Annotated in this window: 13 protein-coding genes; 5 read left to right on the top strand and 8 right to left on the bottom strand. The window is 71.2% G+C overall.

Annotated elements, in window-relative coordinates; all coding sequences use genetic code 11:
• Positions 1–29: 29 nt before the first annotated feature.
• Both BJY16_RS27530 and BJY16_RS48595 read right to left on the bottom strand, forming a co-directional pair.
• Positions 30–1,760: a GH25 family lysozyme gene (locus BJY16_RS27530; protein ID WP_185042464.1), complete on the bottom strand. Its 1,731-nt coding sequence runs from the start codon at positions 1,758–1,760 to the stop codon at positions 30–32.
• Positions 1,761–1,845: 85 nt separating this feature from the next.
• Complete coding sequence (locus BJY16_RS48595) at positions 1,846–3,423, bottom strand: FG-GAP repeat domain-containing protein (protein ID WP_185042463.1); 1,578 nt, start codon at positions 3,421–3,423, stop codon at positions 1,846–1,848.
• 252 nt (positions 3,424–3,675) lie between these two features.
• Here BJY16_RS48595 and BJY16_RS27520 point away from each other — a divergent pair, with 252 nt between their 5' ends.
• On the top strand, positions 3,676–5,508 hold the full coding sequence (locus tag BJY16_RS27520; protein WP_185042462.1) for an AfsR/SARP family transcriptional regulator: 1,833 nt from the start codon (positions 3,676–3,678) through the stop codon (positions 5,506–5,508).
• Positions 5,509–5,609: 101 nt separating this feature from the next.
• Entirely contained in the window at positions 5,610–6,212 is a 603-nt protein-coding gene (locus BJY16_RS27515; RefSeq protein ID WP_185042461.1) for a hypothetical protein, read from the top strand.
• A gap of 38 nt (positions 6,213–6,250) precedes the next feature.
• Here BJY16_RS27515 and BJY16_RS27510 read toward each other — a convergent pair whose 3' ends face one another.
• Together BJY16_RS27510 and BJY16_RS27505 are read right to left on the bottom strand one after the other, a co-directional pair.
• Complete coding sequence (locus tag BJY16_RS27510) at positions 6,251–8,122, bottom strand: hypothetical protein (RefSeq protein ID WP_185042460.1); 1,872 nt, start codon at positions 8,120–8,122, stop codon at positions 6,251–6,253.
• Positions 8,107–8,889, bottom strand: coding sequence for an ABC transporter ATP-binding protein (locus BJY16_RS27505; RefSeq protein ID WP_185042459.1), 783 nt, complete (start codon positions 8,887–8,889; stop codon positions 8,107–8,109). The genes BJY16_RS27510 and BJY16_RS27505 overlap by 16 nt, the downstream gene beginning before the upstream one ends.
• A gap of 212 nt (positions 8,890–9,101) precedes the next feature.
• Between BJY16_RS27505 and BJY16_RS27500 the strand changes: the two genes are divergently transcribed.
• Positions 9,102–9,551, top strand: coding sequence for a hypothetical protein (locus BJY16_RS27500; RefSeq protein ID WP_185042458.1), 450 nt, complete (start codon positions 9,102–9,104; stop codon positions 9,549–9,551).
• Between the two features lie 51 nt (positions 9,552–9,602).
• Here the strand turns inward: BJY16_RS27500 and BJY16_RS27495 are convergent, their stop codons facing one another.
• From BJY16_RS27495 to BJY16_RS27480, 4 genes are all read right to left on the bottom strand, one after another.
• On the bottom strand, positions 9,603–9,872 hold the full coding sequence (locus tag BJY16_RS27495; RefSeq protein ID WP_185042457.1) for an STAS domain-containing protein: 270 nt from the start codon (positions 9,870–9,872) through the stop codon (positions 9,603–9,605).
• A gap of 31 nt (positions 9,873–9,903) precedes the next feature.
• Entirely contained in the window at positions 9,904–11,286 is a 1,383-nt protein-coding gene (locus BJY16_RS27490; RefSeq protein WP_203759130.1) for an ATPase domain-containing protein, read from the bottom strand.
• On the bottom strand, positions 11,279–12,085 hold the full coding sequence (locus BJY16_RS27485) for an ATP-binding protein (protein ID WP_185042456.1): 807 nt from the start codon (positions 12,083–12,085) through the stop codon (positions 11,279–11,281). Before BJY16_RS27485 ends, BJY16_RS27490 begins: the two co-directional genes overlap by 8 nt.
• 380 nt (positions 12,086–12,465) lie before the next feature.
• Positions 12,466–13,650, bottom strand: coding sequence for a spore photoproduct lyase family protein (locus BJY16_RS27480; protein WP_203759129.1), 1,185 nt, complete (start codon positions 13,648–13,650; stop codon positions 12,466–12,468).
• A gap of 71 nt (positions 13,651–13,721) precedes the next feature.
• Here BJY16_RS27480 and BJY16_RS27475 point away from each other — a divergent pair, with 71 nt between their 5' ends.
• Together BJY16_RS27475 and BJY16_RS27470 are read left to right on the top strand one after the other, a co-directional pair.
• Positions 13,722–14,561 carry a helix-turn-helix domain-containing protein gene (locus BJY16_RS27475; protein ID WP_239177715.1) on the top strand — a complete coding sequence of 280 codons (840 nt, stop codon included), beginning with the start codon at positions 13,722–13,724 and terminating at the stop codon, positions 14,559–14,561.
• A 64-nt stretch (positions 14,562–14,625) separates the two neighbouring features.
• Entirely contained in the window at positions 14,626–15,207 is a 582-nt protein-coding gene (locus BJY16_RS27470; RefSeq protein ID WP_185042454.1) for a dihydrofolate reductase family protein, read from the top strand.
• The last annotated feature ends 1 nt before the right edge of the window (position 15,208 follow it).

Genomic DNA, 15,208 nt, shown 5'->3' with positions numbered 1-15,208 from the left:
GGGGCCCGAGCGCTCCGAGGGCTGTCAGGTCACCAGGTGCCGAGGACCATGCGGCCGCCGACCCGGTCGAGGGAGTAGGAGCCGGACGTGTACCAGACGCCTTCGCTGGTCAGGCCGGACTTCCAGACGTAGTAGCTGAACGTGTTGTCGGCGTTCTGGTAGGCCATCACGATGTCCGCCTTGGCATCACCGTCGACGTCACCGGCGGCCACCCGGTCGCCGACGTTGGACAGCCGGAAGGTTCCGGTGCCGACGTAGTCGGTGGTACGGGAGAAGCCACTGCCCGTCGACGTCCAGCGGTAGATGCTCTGGGTTCCGTCGCCGTCGTCACGGACCAGCGCAGGCTCGGCCTTGCCGTCACCGGTGAAGTCGGCGACGACCATCCGGCCGTCGACGGTGTCGAGGTTGAACGAACCGGACGTGTACCAGGCGCCCTGGCTGCTGAGCCCGGACTTCCATACGTAGTAGCTGAACGTGTTGTCCGCGTTCTGGTAGGCCATCACGATGTCGGCTTTGCCATCGCCGTCGACGTCACCGGCTGCCACCCGGTTGCCCACATTGGACAGCCGGAACGACCCGGTACCGACATAGTCGGTGGTGCGGGCGAAGCTGCTGCCCGTGGACGTCCAGCGGTAGATGCTCTGGGTACCGTCACCGTTGTCCCGGACCAGCGCCGGCTCCGCCTTGCCGTCACCGGTGAAGTCCGCGACGACCAATCGACCGCCGACCGCGGAAAGGTTGAACGCGCCGGAGGTGTACCAGCGGCCACGAGAAGTCAGGCCACCGTCGAAGACGTATAAGCCGAACGTGCCCTCGGCATCCTGGTAGGCCATCACGACGTCATCGGTGCCGTCACCGTCCACGTCACCGGACGCGACGCGGTCGCCGACGTTGGACAGCCGGAACGTACCCTCGCCCTGGTAATCGGTGGTGTGGCTGAAGCCGCTGCCGTTGGATCGCCAGCGGTAGATCGTCTGGGTGCCGTCACCGTTGTCGTAGGCCAGGGCCGGCGCCTTGTTCCCCGATCCGCCGTTGCAGAGGGCGCGCAGCTGGGCCAGTGTGCCGTTGAAGACGTCGCGGTCCACGCCGCCGGACACTCCGGGAACGCTGCCGCTCGACGTGTACTGCCAGAGGGTGAACTGCGACCAGCCGGACGGCAGGGCGCCCGGCGTGTCGGCGTACCGGGAATGGAAGAGGGGGTAACTGCCGAAGGCAGTGGTGTTGCCGGTGCACGGATTCCACCAGTTGGGGTTGGTGTAGATCATCGCCTTCTGGCCGGTGCGGACCCGGACCTGGTCGAGGAATTGGCTGATCCAGGACACCATCGAGCTCGTCGACAGGCCGAAGCAGGTCGCCTGCCCGGACGCCCACTCGATGTCGAGCATCGGCGGCAGGGTTCGGCCGTCACTGCTGTACTGGCTGGTGTTGACCAGGCGGTCCGCCTGGCCGCGCGGGTCGCCCTGGTCGGGCCGGGCGAAGTGGTACGCGCCGAAGTAGATGCTGTTGGCGCGGGCGCCGGTCCGGTTGGCGCTGTAGGTCGGGTCGGTGTAGTTCGTGCCTTCGGTCGCCTTGGCGTACGCGAAGTCGGTCCCCGCGTCAGCGACCGACGACCAGTTGATGGTGCCCTGGTAGTGCGACACGTCGATGCCGGTCACCGAGTAGCCGGTCGGAGCGGCGTCGGCCGAGGCGGGGGTCAGCATGGCGATCAGGGGCAGCGTGATCAGAGCGGCTGTTCGAGCGATCCACGGTACGGTGCGCACGGCGCTTCCTGTCTGTGGCGAGGGGGGTGCCCGTCCGGCGCCAGCTGCGCCGGACGGGCGAGGCGAGGGGGGTCGGCGCGGTGGGCTACCAGGTGCCGAGGACCATGCGGCCGCCGACCCGGTCGAGGGAGTAGGAGCCGGACGTGTACCAGACGCCTTCGCTGGTCAGGCCGGACTTCCAGACGTAGTAGCTGAACGTGTTGTCGGCGTTCTGGTAGGCCATCACGATGTCCGCCTTGGCATCACCGTCGACGTCACCGGCGGCCACCCGGTCGCCGACGTTGGACAGCCGGAAGGTTCCGGTGCCGACGTAGTCGGTGGTACGGGAGAAGCCACTGCCCGTCGACGTCCAGCGGTAGATGCTCTGCGTCCCGTCACCGTCGTCACGGACCAGCGCGGGCTCCGCCTTGCCGTCACCGGTGAAGTCCGCGACGACCATCCGCCCGTCGACGGTGTCGAGGTTGAACGAACCGGACGTGTACCAGGCGCCCTGGCTGCTGAGCCCGGACTTCCACACGTAGTAGCTGAACGTGTTGTCCGCGTTCTGGTAGGCCATCACGATGTCGGCCTTGCCATCACCGTCGACGTCACCGGCTGCCACCCGGTTGCCCACATTGGACAGTCGGAACGACCCGGTACCGACATAGTCGGTGGTGCGGGCGAAACTGCTGCCCGTGGACGTCCAGCGGTAGATGCTCTGGGTACCGTCACCGTTGTCCCGGACCAGCGCCGGCTCCGCCTTGCCGTCACCGGTGAAGTCCGCGACGACCAATCGACCGCCGACCGCGGAAAGGTTGAACGCGCCGGAGGTGTACCAGCGGCCACGAGAAGTCAGGCCACCGTCGAAGACGTAGAAGCCGAACGTGCCCTCGGCATCCTGGTAGGCCATCACGACGTCATCGGTGCCGTCACCGTCCACGTCACCGGACGCGACGCGGTCGCCGACGTTGGACAGCCGGAACGTACCCTCGCCCTGGTAATCGGTGGTGTGGCTGAAGCTGCTGGTGTTCGACCGCCAGCGGTAGATCGTCTGGGTGCCGTCACCGTCGTCGTAGGCCAGCGCCGGCGCCATCTTCTCCCCGCTGACCCCGCCGGTCAGGCCGGTGCGCCGGATCGGCTTGTAGGACCGCAGGTCGGAGACGCTGTTGAACCCGAGGTTTCCCTCGTTCGACCGCGCGGTCGGGTTCTGCACCGTCTCGCCGTCGCTGTTGAAGGAGTAGACGTAGGCGCCCTTGCTGTGGTCGCCCTTGTCGGCCCAGTACGCGAACAGCTCCATGTGACCGGTCCGCACCATCGCGTCGCCGGCCTGGAAGTCGTCGATGCTGCCGAGCGTGCTCCACCGCGAGTTGCTGCCCTGGAAATCACCGGTGACGTAGCTGTTGCTCAGGTGCCAGGCCATCGACACCAGCCCGGAGCAGTCCCGGCGATAGGTCTTGTCACCGTCCGCGTCGCTGGCCCAGGTGCCGGTCTGGGTGTAGGTGATGCCCCGGTCCACCCAGTTCTGGGCGCGGGACAGGATTTCGCTCCGGCCGATCGGGCCGTCGATCGACGATGCCTGCGCGGGTGCCGGGGACAGACTCACCAGGCTGCCGGCGGCCACCGCCGAGGTGATCACCGCGGCGGTCGATCGGCGGATGACGGAGCGTCGAGAATTTCGCTGCACGGACGGTCCTTTCACAGTGGACTCCTGCTGTGACGACGAGACCCCTATTTCCATCAGCAGGCATTGGCGTCTGTCGAAGCCGCCAGTAACGTCCGCTAAAGGTTCCAGGGATTGCCGGGAAACTGTCCCGAGCGGACTCGGTAGCGAATCTGAACGATTTCTGGAATGTCCGGACGGGGCTACGGACGCGGGGGTTTCACCGTGGAACTTCGATTACTCGGCGACTTACAGGTGATGGTGGACGGCCGGTCCGTGGACCTGGGGCCGCCGAAGCAACGGCTCGTCTTCGCCGCGCTCGCCGTCGACCTGGGACACAGCGTCTCCATCGAGACTCTGGTCGACCGCGTCTGGGACGACGAGCCGCCCGGGGATGCCCGGGGCGCGCTGTACACGTACCTCACCCGGTTGCGGCGCGTCCTCGCCGCGGCCCGGACCGACGCGGCAACACCGATCACGGTGGGTCGCGGCCACGCCGGCTACGTCCTCTCCGCCGACCCGGACCGCTTCGATCTCCAGCGGCTGCGCCGCCTGGCGGAGCGGGCGTACGGCCTCCCCGCCGACCATCCGGACCGGTCACGGCTCCTGCGGGAAGCCCTCGACCTCTGGGCCGGCGACCCGCTCAACGGCCTGCCCGGCGGCTGGGCGGAGCGGGTGCGCGAGGGCTTGCGCCAGGACCTCGTCCAGGTGCTGATCGCCTGGGCCGACAGCGAGATCGAGCGGGGCCACCCCGGGCGGGTCGCCGACCGCCTCGCCGCCACGCTGCACCGCGACCCGCTGGCCGAGCCGGTGGTCCAGCGCCGCATGCGGGCTCTGGCCCTCAGCGGCCGCCGGGCGGAGTCACTCGAGCTGTACGCGCGGACCAGGGCGCTGCTGGCCGAGGAACTGGGCATCGACCCGGGCGCCGACCTGCAGGAACTGCATCGCGGCATCCTGCGCGGCGAACTGCACCCCGCGGTGCGCGCCGAGACCCCGCCGCCCGCCGACCCGGTGCCACCGGCCGCGCCGAGGCGTCCGCCGTCGCCGGGCGCCCCGGGCTGCCAGCTCCCGGCCGACCTGCCGGACCACGTCGGCTGCGAACCCGAGATCTCCCGGGCGCTCAGCGCGCTGCAGCCGGGCAGCCAGCGGCTCAGCGGAACGGCCGGACCGGTGGTCATCCTGTCCGGCCCCGGCGGGGTGGGCAAGACGGCGGTCAGCGTGCGTCTCGGCTATCTGCTGCGCGAGTGCTATCCGGACGGGCAGATCTTCGTGAGCCTCGGCGACCGGCACGGCGACTCCAGCGACGCGTTGGACCGGGCCTTGCGGGCGCTGGGGGTGCCCAGCGTGCGGCGGCTGCGGACGGTGGAGGACAAGCTCGGCGAGTACCGGTCCGCGCTCAGCGGGCGGCGGATCCTGCTGGTCCTGGACTCGGCCAGGCACGCGGGACAGGTACGACCGCTGGTACCGGGCGGCACCGGCTCCGCGCTGATCGTCTCGAGCCGCGTGCGGATGACGACCATCCCGGGTGCCGAGTGCATCGAGGTGCCCCTGCTCGACGACGCCGGCTCCCGGACGTTGCTGGAACGCATCGTCGGCGCCGAACGCAGCGCCGCCGAGCCGGAAGCGGTGGCCGGCCTGATCAGGATGTGCGCCGGCCTGCCGCTCGCCCTGCGCATCGTCGGCGCCCGGATCGCGGCCCGGCCACACCGGCGGATCGCGCACCTCGCCGACCGGATGCGCGACGAGTCGAACCGGCTCGACGAGATGACCGCGGACGGACTCGCCGTCCGCGTCAGCGTCGCGGTCAGCTACGCGGGGCTCGACAACCCGGCCCGGCGGACGTTCCGGCTGCTGGGCCTGCTCGGGGTGACCGACTTCTCCAGCAGGATGGCGACCGGGCTGATCGGGGGCCCGCACGACGTCGTGGAGGAGCAGCTGGAGCAGCTGGCCGACGCCCGGCTGGTGACGGTGGTGACCGAGCCGACCGGCCAGTCGCTGCGCTACCGCATGCACGACCTGGTCCGCCTGTTCGCCTACGAGCAGGCGCAGCTGCATCCGGAGGACGAACTGCGGTTCGGCTCCTTCCGGGAGCTCGCGGCGGCCGCCTGACCAGCGCGTCCAGATTTGGTTCAGATCCGCTGGAGATCCGCTGCCTAGCGTCGGAACCGTGCCCGACCTCGTGCCCCGGGCCACGGACGAGAGGGAAGACGATGACGATCCGACGCGTCGGTGGGCTGCTGGCCGTGACGGCCGCGCTGGTGTTCTCAGCCGCGGGATGCGCAGACGACGAGCCGGCCGGCGCGCCGGTCGCGGCGGCGGGCGGCGGCGACGCCGTTCCCGCGGTGACCCCCAGCGCAGCCGCGAGCCCGGGTCCGGGTCCGCAGGCCGGCCAGAGTGCGCAGCCGGGCCAGCAGACGCAGGCCGCCGGCGAAAAGAAGCCGCCGGCGACCAAGGAACGGCAGTCCACCAAAACCGCCAAACCGGCGGAGCCCGCCGGTACCGCCCGGCCCGCCGCGCTGCCGGCCACGGCGGACAGCGACCCGGCGTGCCGGCCGCCCGCACTGCTGGAAGCGGCCGCACCCGCACTCGGCGCCACGGTGCCGGCGCGGACCGAGGTGCTCGGCTGCCGCAACGGCTTCGCCCGGCTGCTCGCGGTCGGTCAGGGCGACGCCGAGATCCCCGGCGGCAGCCAGCTGTTCCTGCACTCCGACAAGGGCGTGTGGAAGGTCTTCGGGCGAGCCTCGGCCGGCACCGACTGCGGCGACTCCGGGTTGGCCGCGCCGGTCAAGGCGGTCTGCACCGGCCTGGTGTGAGGCTGCCCCCGCTCGCGGGGCGCCACGCCGACACCCGGTCAGACGGATTCGAGGTCGCGATCGACGGCCGGCGCCGGTCCGCCCTGCGAGCCACCGGCCCGGCCGTTGACCTGCACCATGATGGCCTTGGCGAACAGCGCGATCCCGCCCAGGACGCTGACGACCGCGACCGGAACGCTGAAGCGCTCCGGCACGTACAGCGCCAGGAACCACGACTTGGCCTCGACCCCGGTGAGCATGAAGACCAGCGGCAGGATGCCCTGCGGGATCAGCAGGATCGCTCCGAAACTCCAGCACAGGCCCGCGATCCAGCCGTCCTTCCGGGCCTGCGCCGGATCGGCGGCGGCCGGCGCCACGGCGGGCCGGCCGGTCCGCATGGTGTGCAGCATGTCGGGCCCCTCGGCGGCGAGCCGCCTGACCGCCGAGGCGCCGAGCAGGCGGCCGGCCAGGGCGCCGATCGCCACACCGACCGGCAGGCCCGCCCAGCTCAGCCAGGGCTGATCGAGGCGCGGGCCGAGGTACACCACCGCGAGCGGGGGCACGGCGGGCAGCAGGCCCACCCAGAACAGCACGTGGGACTGGCCGGTGGTGTCGGCGCGCTCCAGCGGGTTGCTCGGCCGCTGGTGCGCGTCCGGGCCGGGGACCATGGCGAACACCGACGCGTACACGACGAGGCCGGCGCCGCCGCCGAGCAGCGCCGGCACGCTCGCAGCGACCCAGGGCCAGGCCCAGGTGTAGCCGCTCCACCAGGTGAAACCGACGCTCAGCAGGAGCGCGAGAGGCGCGAAGACGATCAGGTAGGCCCACTGCCGGCCTCGGACGTCGGGGCGCTCGGCGCCGACGGTCAGCGTCTGCCAGAGCGCGGTGCCGTCCTGGCTGTACAGGTTGCCGGCCGAGGTGATCGCGAACAGGGCCAGCGCCGGACCGGCCCACGGCAGCAGGATCCGGGAGTCGAAGGTCAGCGGCAGCAGCACCGTGCCCAGCGCCCAGAAGACCGGCACGGTGGCGGTGGTGATCCGCAGCGGGTCACGCCGCCAGGTCCGCAGCTCCTTGCCGACGACGGCGCCGGTCGGCCCGCGGAACAGGCCGGACGCTCGGGGAGCCTGGCCGGCGCTGCCGCCGATGGTGACCCGGGCCCGGCGCGACGTGTCCAGCTCACGCGACCAGGCGAGCAGCAGCAACCCGCACAGCACGACCAGCCCGACCGGCGCGGCGCCGGCGAGCAGCCAGTCGCCGCGGGCGGCGGCGTCCACCGCCACGATCCCCCAGCTCGACGGGATCGCCCGCAGCGTGCCGCTGGTCGTGGCGGAGAATCCGGTGTCGAGGATGTCGGAGTACCTGATCGCGACGGCGATCATCCAGCCGGACTGGACCAGCACGAGCATCGCCGCGAACAGCAGCCCGGTGATCGCCGCGCCCACCCGCGACGCCGCCACCATGCCGAACAGCGCGTACGCCACCCGGGAGAGCAGCACCACGAACACCAGCTGCAGCACCGCCGACGGCACCGCGACCAGCGCCGCGGCCAGGCCCTGCCGCGCCCCGTAGGTGACCAGCGCGGCGAACCCGAGCGCGGTCACCGCGGTGGTGATCCCGACGAACGCCGCACCGAGCAGCCCCAGGGCGAGCTTGCGCCGCGGCACCGGCAGCAGGGTGAAATGGTCGGCGCGCAGCACCGCCGAGCCGCCCCAGACCGGGCCGATCAGCCAGCCGAGCGTCCACATCAGGAACACGCACGCCAGCAGGTCGCCGAGCACCCGCTCGCCGGACAGGTCGAGGAAGGTGAGCCACACGGTGGCCGCCGCCAGCAGGAGCCCGAAGACGGCGCCGATCAGCATCCACGCGGCCCGGCTGCCGGTCATCGAGTTCCTGATGACCGCCAGCTTCATCCGGATCAGGACGCCAGCCACGACAGCCCCTTGCGGGTGTGCTCGCCGCCGTCGACCAGCTCCACGAACGCCTGCTCCAGCGTGCGGTTGCCGCGCACCTCGTTGATCGGGCCGGCCGCGACGACCCGGCCGCGGGCCATCACCGCCACGGTGTCGCACAGCTGCTCGACCAGCGGCATCACGTGGCTGGACAGCACCACCGAACCGCCGGCGGCCACGAACGAGTTCAGGATCCCCTTCAACGCCGCCGCGGACACCGGGTCCACCGCCTCGAACGGCTCGTCCAGCACCAGCAGCCGCGGCCCGTGCAGCAGCGCCGTCGCCAGCCCGATCTTCTTGCGCATGCCGGTCGAGTAGTCCACCACCAGCGTCCGCTCGGCCGCGCCGAGCTCCATCACGTCGAGCAGCTCCTGGACCCGGCCGGCCAGCACGCCGGCCTCGATGCCGCGCAGCCGCCCGAGATAGGTGAGCAGCTCGCGCCCGGTCAGCCGCTCCGGCATCGACAGTCCGTCGGGGAGCACCCCCATCAGGGACTTCGCCTCCCCGGGAGCCGACCACACGTCGACGCCGTACACCTGCGACCGGCCGGCGTCGGGCCGCAGCAACCCGACCGCCATCGACAGCGAGGTCGTCTTGCCCGCCCCGTTCGGCCCGACCAGCCCGAAGAAGGAGCCCGGCGGCACCACGAGATCGACCCGGTTCACCGCGACGTTCGCGCCGAACTGCTTGTGCAGACCGGACAACCGCAGTGCGGTCGGCTGGTCCGCCACGTCACGGCGCTCGGGCATGGCGTACTGAGTGCTCGCTGGATCCATGATTCCCCTCGATCGCTGGATGGCGGCGGACCCAGTCTGGCCGATCCGCCCCATCGACGGCGACCCCGCCCACGACCACAAACCCGATTTCGGTACGACCAGCCGCGCGCGATCCGCCCGCTCTCGACCCCACCGCGATGATCTTGTAGCTTCGGCGCGGCACCCGTCTTGAGGAGGCAGCCCGCATGGCAGAGTCCGGAGCCACCAGCGACCCCGACGCCGCGCCGTCGCCAACGCTCGATCTCGGTGGCGCCGTGCTGGATGACCTCGACCTGCTGTGGAACGACGCCTGTGACTACGGCGCGGACGGGGACGTTCCGGACGGCACACCCCCGGGTGTGGAACACCTCGCCGGCCTGCTGCGGGTCCACGGCTCCGTGATGGGTGGCGGCCTCGGCTTCGCCCTGGAGGTCAACGAGCCGTTCCGCATCGAGCGCGCGATCAACGCCCTGCGCTACTTCGAGCTCTCCGCAGCCGCCGACCTCATGGCGGAGACGCTGCGTCGCAGCCGGAACGGCGAGCCCTCCGAGTCGTGGCCGACCGACGACAATGTCGACGGCCTGATCGACGGCGACGTGCTGGACACGGCGTTCCGGGCGAAGGCCGTTCAGGTACCCGCGGACTTCGGCCGGTGATAGCGCGCCGCGCCGCTCCCCCACCCGGCGGATCGGGACACGGCGTACCGGTCACCCGATCTCGTGGTGGAAGTTCGGCACGGTCTCGGGGAGTTTGAGCAGGTCGAAGATGTCGGCCAGGCCGGCTCGCAGGTGCGTCAGCCGCAGCTGTCCCGCGCCGAGGCCGTGTGCCGTGCACACCAGCACGGCGATCGCGGCCGCGTCGATGAAGTCGAGGTCGGTGCAGTCGAGGATCAGGTCGTGGCCCGGACGCGCGGCATCGCCGAGGGCCTCCGCGAGGATGTCGCGGGTGGCCAGGTCCAGCTCGCCGATGAGGTGCACGGTGTACGGGTCCCGAAGGTCCCGGCGAACCTCAAACGGTGTCGAGGGCGGCTTTGATGTCGATGCCATCGTGGGTGATCTCGAACTCGTGGGACTGCGGGACGTGCTGGCTGGCCCGTGTCTTCAGCACGGTCAGCGCCCGCCCGACCTTGACGTCGTTGCGGACGTACTGGAGCAGGATCACGTTGTCGGAGAGGTGCGAGACACCGCGTTCGGACAGACTGGTGTGGCCGTACAGTTCGGCCGACTCGAAGGTCAGCAGCACGCTGATCCCCGCCCGCGAGCAGTGGTTGAGCAGGGCGTAGACGAACTCGCGGAAACGTTTCTCGTCCGGGCAGGCGGCGGCGAGGTCACCCAGGCTGTCGATCACCAGCCGGCGCGCGCCGGCTGCCTTGATCGTGTCGAGCAGGTCGTAATACCACTGGTCGATGTAGATGTCGTTCGGCGAGTCGCAGCGCAGCACCGCGCCGTGATCGTCGAGGCCCCAGCCGAATCCGTTGATCATCCGGGTGAGCTGGACCCGGTTCTCCTGCATCGAGGCGTAGACCCCGGGCTCGCCCAATTTCGCCCCGCCGTAGACGAACTGCAGGCCCATCACCGTCTTACCGGATCCGGACGGGCCGATCACCAGGGTCGCCGAGCCGGGCCAGTAGCCCTCGCCGACCAGCATGTCCAGCGCGGCGATACCCGACGTGGTCCGGCGCTCGCCCAGCTCGTACGCCCCGGCGTCGACGTCGCTGAGCCGGGGGAAGACCCGGATGCCGGAGTTCTCGATGCGGTAGGCGTGCGCGCCGGAGCGGAAGTCGCTGCCGCGCAGCTTGAGCACCCGTAGGGCCCGGCTGTCGCGCTGCCCGGCGTCCTCGGTGGCGAGCAGGACGGCGGCGTCGGCGACCGCGAACTCCGGGCAGCCCTCCAGCTCGTCACGCCGGTACTCACCGAGCCACAGCGCCATCGTGCCGCTCGCGGCCAGCTGACCGGCCAGCTGGTGGACGAAGCCCTCGAACTCCCGCTCGCCGGCCGCCCGATAGCGCAACGCCCGGAAACTGTCGATGATCAGCACCGAGCACGGCTGCCGCTCGACCAGGCCACTGATCCGGCGCAACGCGCCGACCAACCCGTTGTCGTCGATCTGACCGCCGAGGTCCTCGAAGAGCACCGACCGGCCGACCCGGTCCGGGTCGAAGAAGGACAGCGCCTCGCCGAAATACAGAATCTTGCTCAGCGGCTCCGCGACGGTGCTCAGATAGATCGCCGGGCGCTCGTCGGTTCCATTGGCGAACGCGTACTGCTGCGCCAGGACCGTCTTGCCGCTCCCCGGCAGGCCGGCGATCAAGGCGATGGACGGGTCGATCAGCCCACCACCGAGGATCGCGTCGAACCTGTCCTGCCCGCTCGTCAGTCGCCGCTCAGGCACCGGGCACCTCGGCGGCGGCGCCCGCGGCGGACGGCTCGGTCAGCTGTCGCACCATGGCCAACACCTCCAGAGGATGCACCGGTTTGCGCAGGAAACGGCTGCACCGCAGGTCCCGCGGCGGGGCGAGGATCGACATGGCCAAGACCGGGACTCCTGTTCGGGTGAGGTCGTCGCAGAGCTGGACGGTCAGCCCGTGCGAGGTCATCAGATCGATGATCGCCAACTGTGGTGGCTCCGCGGCCACCGCACGGCCGGCCTCCGCCGACTCGGCCGCCACCACCGTCGGGAAGCCCTCGGCCTCGAGGAACGCGGACAACGACCGCGCGGCGAACCGGTCACCGTCGACGAGCAGCACCCGGCGCGGCGCCGGGTCACTGACTGCCGGGGCGGTCCGCCCGGCGCTGACCGGCACCCGCAGGCGGACCGCGGTGCCCTGCCCGCCGCGCCGGCCCGGCCGGATGGTGACCTCGTCGGCCAGGCTGAGCACGATCCGCAGGCCACGCCCGCGGTCGCCGTTGCCGCCACCGCCCTCGAAGACGCCGTCGTCGGACACGGTGATCCACACGCCCTGGCCGGTGTCCTCCCACCGCACGCAGACCACCTCGGTGGCGCTGTGCTCGACCGCGTTGGCCGCCAGTTCGTGGGTGACCAGGACGATCCGCTCCCGCTCGCGGTCGGTGAAACCGGCCTCCCGGGCCAGCCGGGTCACGTAGACCCGGATGTCATACAGCGCGTCGGGACTTGCCGGGAACAGGTACTCGGTCGGCTCGCTCGACCCGAAGCCAGGCGATAAGGACATAGCTGGGCACTCCCTCCGGCCCTCACTCCGAGGGTAGCCCTCACCGCCGCCGCGGCGCGAGGGGCCCTACCCGGCCGTGCCCCTTTTCCGTGCGCAGTCTCCTGCCGTTGGGCGGTGGGGCTGGCCAAAGGAAGCCTTGCCTCGACGGTGCGCGGTATGGTCTGCCGATATGGGCGCGATCAAACCGTGGCATCTGCTCTTCTGCCTGATCATTGTGGTGCTGATTGTCGGCGTGGTGGTGGCTGTGGGCAGGGCGGGACGGCGAAAGTAGAGACCGGCGGCTTCTGTGGAGTCGAGCTCCTGCTCCACCGCGGACAATGGATCGACATCCCTCGGGATCATGGCCGAATCAGAACGCCACGTGTTGAGGCCGTGCGTATTCAGGTCCAGTAGAGGATGCGGCACGCCGGCAGGCGGGCGGCGATCTGCTCGTGGAACCAGGTCCGCAGCCCGGCCATCGTCTCCGGCGGGTAGACGTATTTGACCGCGCCGAATTTGCCGTGCTTCCGGCTGCGGGACTCCTCGTCCATCTCCAGCTTCGTCCGCGGATACCAGCCCAGCAGCACCTCCTTGCTGCCCGGCGTGAAGCGATGCGTGATCAGCTCAGCGGTCAGATCGATGTCCGGTACGCCCCGCAGCACCCCGGCAACGTCATCGAGCAGCTCCCCGTAGTGCGCCCGCCAGTCCGGCACCGCGATGATCGGCGCGATGGTGAGCCCGACCGGATAGCCGTCCAGCGCGAGCCGCCGCAGCGCCGCGAGCCGGTCCTCGAGACGGCTCGTGCCGCCCTCGACCCGGGTGGTCACCGGCCGGCAGTTGACGCTCAACCGGACCCGGGTCCGCCCGTGGTGGGCGAGCCCGACGAACGGCCCGACATCGTCGAACTTGGTCGTCCAGCGCAACTGCACCGGCGCGTCCCACGCGCCGAAGTGCTCGACCGCCCGCCGCCAGCTGCCGGTCAGATGGTCGAGCGCCAGCGGATCGGTGTAGCAGGACGCCTCGAAGGTGGTGCCCTCGTCACGCCGGTGCTCCCGGCGGCTGGTGATCGTCCCCCGGCCCACGTAGTCGCCCAGCCCGGCCAGGATGTCGTCCAGGTCGGCGTAGACCCGGGTCACCGGCGGCCCGGACAGCGACCCGGCCAGATAGCAGTACTGGCAGTGCGCCGGGCAGCCTTCGGCCAGGTCGAACCGCCAGTCCGCGCTCGGCGCGATCGGCTGCAGCTTGCGCCGCGACGGCGGGCTCACCACGATCGCCATCGTCGACTTCGCCCGCGCGTAGGTCGCCCGGTCGCTCTCCCCGCGCAGCCCGGTCAGCCGGTTCCCGCGCAGCCGCTCCACCTCGATCCCACGCGCCGCCAGCAACGCCATGATCCGCTGCCCGTGCGCATGGTCGTAGGCGGCCGGCGTCGCCACCACCCGCTTCGGGATCCACCGCCGGGCCGCCTGCGCCGGCGGCGCCACCCCGTCGAGGTCGTGCAGGGCCACCATCTCCCCGCTGGCGCTGTGCGGCGCGGCGGGCCCGCCGGGCGCCAGCGGAACGGTCACGTCGACCGGGTTGAGCGTCACCCCGGCGACATACCCCGGGACGCCGGCCTCTACCGGCCGTGGACCGGATGGCTGTCGGCGATGATGGCGGCGTGAAGTATGTGGCCAGGGCGCCCGGGCCGCCGCTGGACGGGCTGATCGACGACCTCTACTACCTGGAGGGCGTCCCGCCGTACTCCCGGTTGCTGCTGCCGGCGGCGCCCGCCCCTTTGCTGATCGTCAACCTGGGTGCGCCCTTCCTCATCCGCGCGGGCACCGCCGACGACGCCGCCGGCCACGCCGACGGCTGCGCGGTCGCCACGCCCACGCGTGCCTGGGAGTTCAGCTACCCGACCCCGACCCGGTCGGTGGGCGTGCACTTCAAGCCGTGGGGCCTGGCGCCGTTCCTGCCGATGCCCGCGGCCGAGTTGTGCGACCGGCCGGCGACCGTGGAACAGATCTGGGGCCGGCCCGCTGCCGCCGCGCTGCGACACCGGTTGACCTCGGCCGACGCTCCGGACGACATGCTGACGGTGCTCCAGGAGGAACTGGTCCGGCGGCTGCGGGTGATCGACGGCCTCGACCTGGTCCGCGAACTGAGCAGCGCGGTCGCGGCGAGCGGCGGGACGGTGCCGATCAGCGACATCGGGGTGGCGGCCCGCGCCAGCAGCACGTACCTGGCGAAGCGGTTCAAGGCCGTGGTCGGGGTCACGCCGAAACGGCTGGCTCGCAGCTACCGCTTCAGCTTCACCGTGCTGGCGCTCGACGTCACCGCCCCGATCGACTGGCGAGACGTCGCCGCCGGCGCGGGCTACTTCGACCAGGCCCACTTCGTCCGCGAGTTCCGCGAGTTCACCGGCCTCACGCCGACCCGGTACGTGGAGGTCCGGCGGCGATTCCTGCGCGATCATCCCGGCCACGCCCTGGAGGGCTGGCCGCTCCCCGCCGATTGATTTCGTACAAGAACGGCAGCTCGCGCCGCACCAGACTGGGGACCGGCGAGCAGAGGAGGAATCCGTGGGGAAAGTGGTCATGAACGCGTCGGTCTCGGTGGACGGTTTCATCGCGGGCGAGAACGACGATCCCGGTCCGATCTTCGAGTGGCTGGTCAGCGGTGACGTGCCGTTGGACGACAGCGGCGTGCTGAAGGTGTCGCGGGCGTCGTACGACTACGTCCGGCCCTACTGGGACGAGATCGGGGTGACCATCGCCGGCCGCCGCTCGTTCGACATCACCGACGGCTGGGACGGGACGCCGCCGAGCGGGATCGACCATGTGGTCGTGGTGAGTCACCGGGGTGCGCCGGAGGGCTGGGACCCCCGGGCGCCGTTCCACTTCGTCGACGGCATCGAGGCGGCGGTGGCCAAGGCGCGGGAGCTCGCGGGCGGGCGTACCGTCGAATTCGCTGCCGGCGATGTCGGCGGCCAGGCGCTCGCCGCGGGGTTTGTCGACGAGGTCCGCATGGACGTCGCCCCCGTCGTGCTCGGCTCCGGCAAGCGGTACTTCGGCTCCGTCGACGCGCAGCACCTGCTGGACGGCCCGGACCTGGTCGTGCCGGGGAACCGGGTGCTGCACCTGCGCTATCGGGTGCGCCGCTGAC

This window comes from Actinoplanes octamycinicus, assembly GCF_014205225.1.
In the GTDB taxonomy this organism is placed as follows: domain Bacteria; phylum Actinomycetota; class Actinomycetes; order Mycobacteriales; family Micromonosporaceae; genus Actinoplanes; species Actinoplanes octamycinicus.
This window is presented reverse-complemented; position numbering and strand designations above follow the sequence as displayed.

Excerpts from the sequence above, each read along its gene's own strand:
- BJY16_RS27515 (WP_185042461.1), top strand. The coding sequence starts at position 5,610 with ATGACGATCCGACGCGTCGGTGGGCTGCTGGCCGTGACGGCCGCGCTG.
- BJY16_RS27505 (WP_185042459.1), bottom strand. The coding sequence starts at position 8,889 with ATGCCCGAGCGCCGTGACGTGGCGGACCAGCCGACCGCACTGCGGTTG.
- BJY16_RS27500 (WP_185042458.1), top strand. The coding sequence starts at position 9,102 with ATGGCAGAGTCCGGAGCCACCAGCGACCCCGACGCCGCGCCGTCGCCA.
- BJY16_RS27485 (WP_185042456.1), bottom strand. The coding sequence starts at position 12,085 with ATGTCCTTATCGCCTGGCTTCGGGTCGAGCGAGCCGACCGAGTACCTG.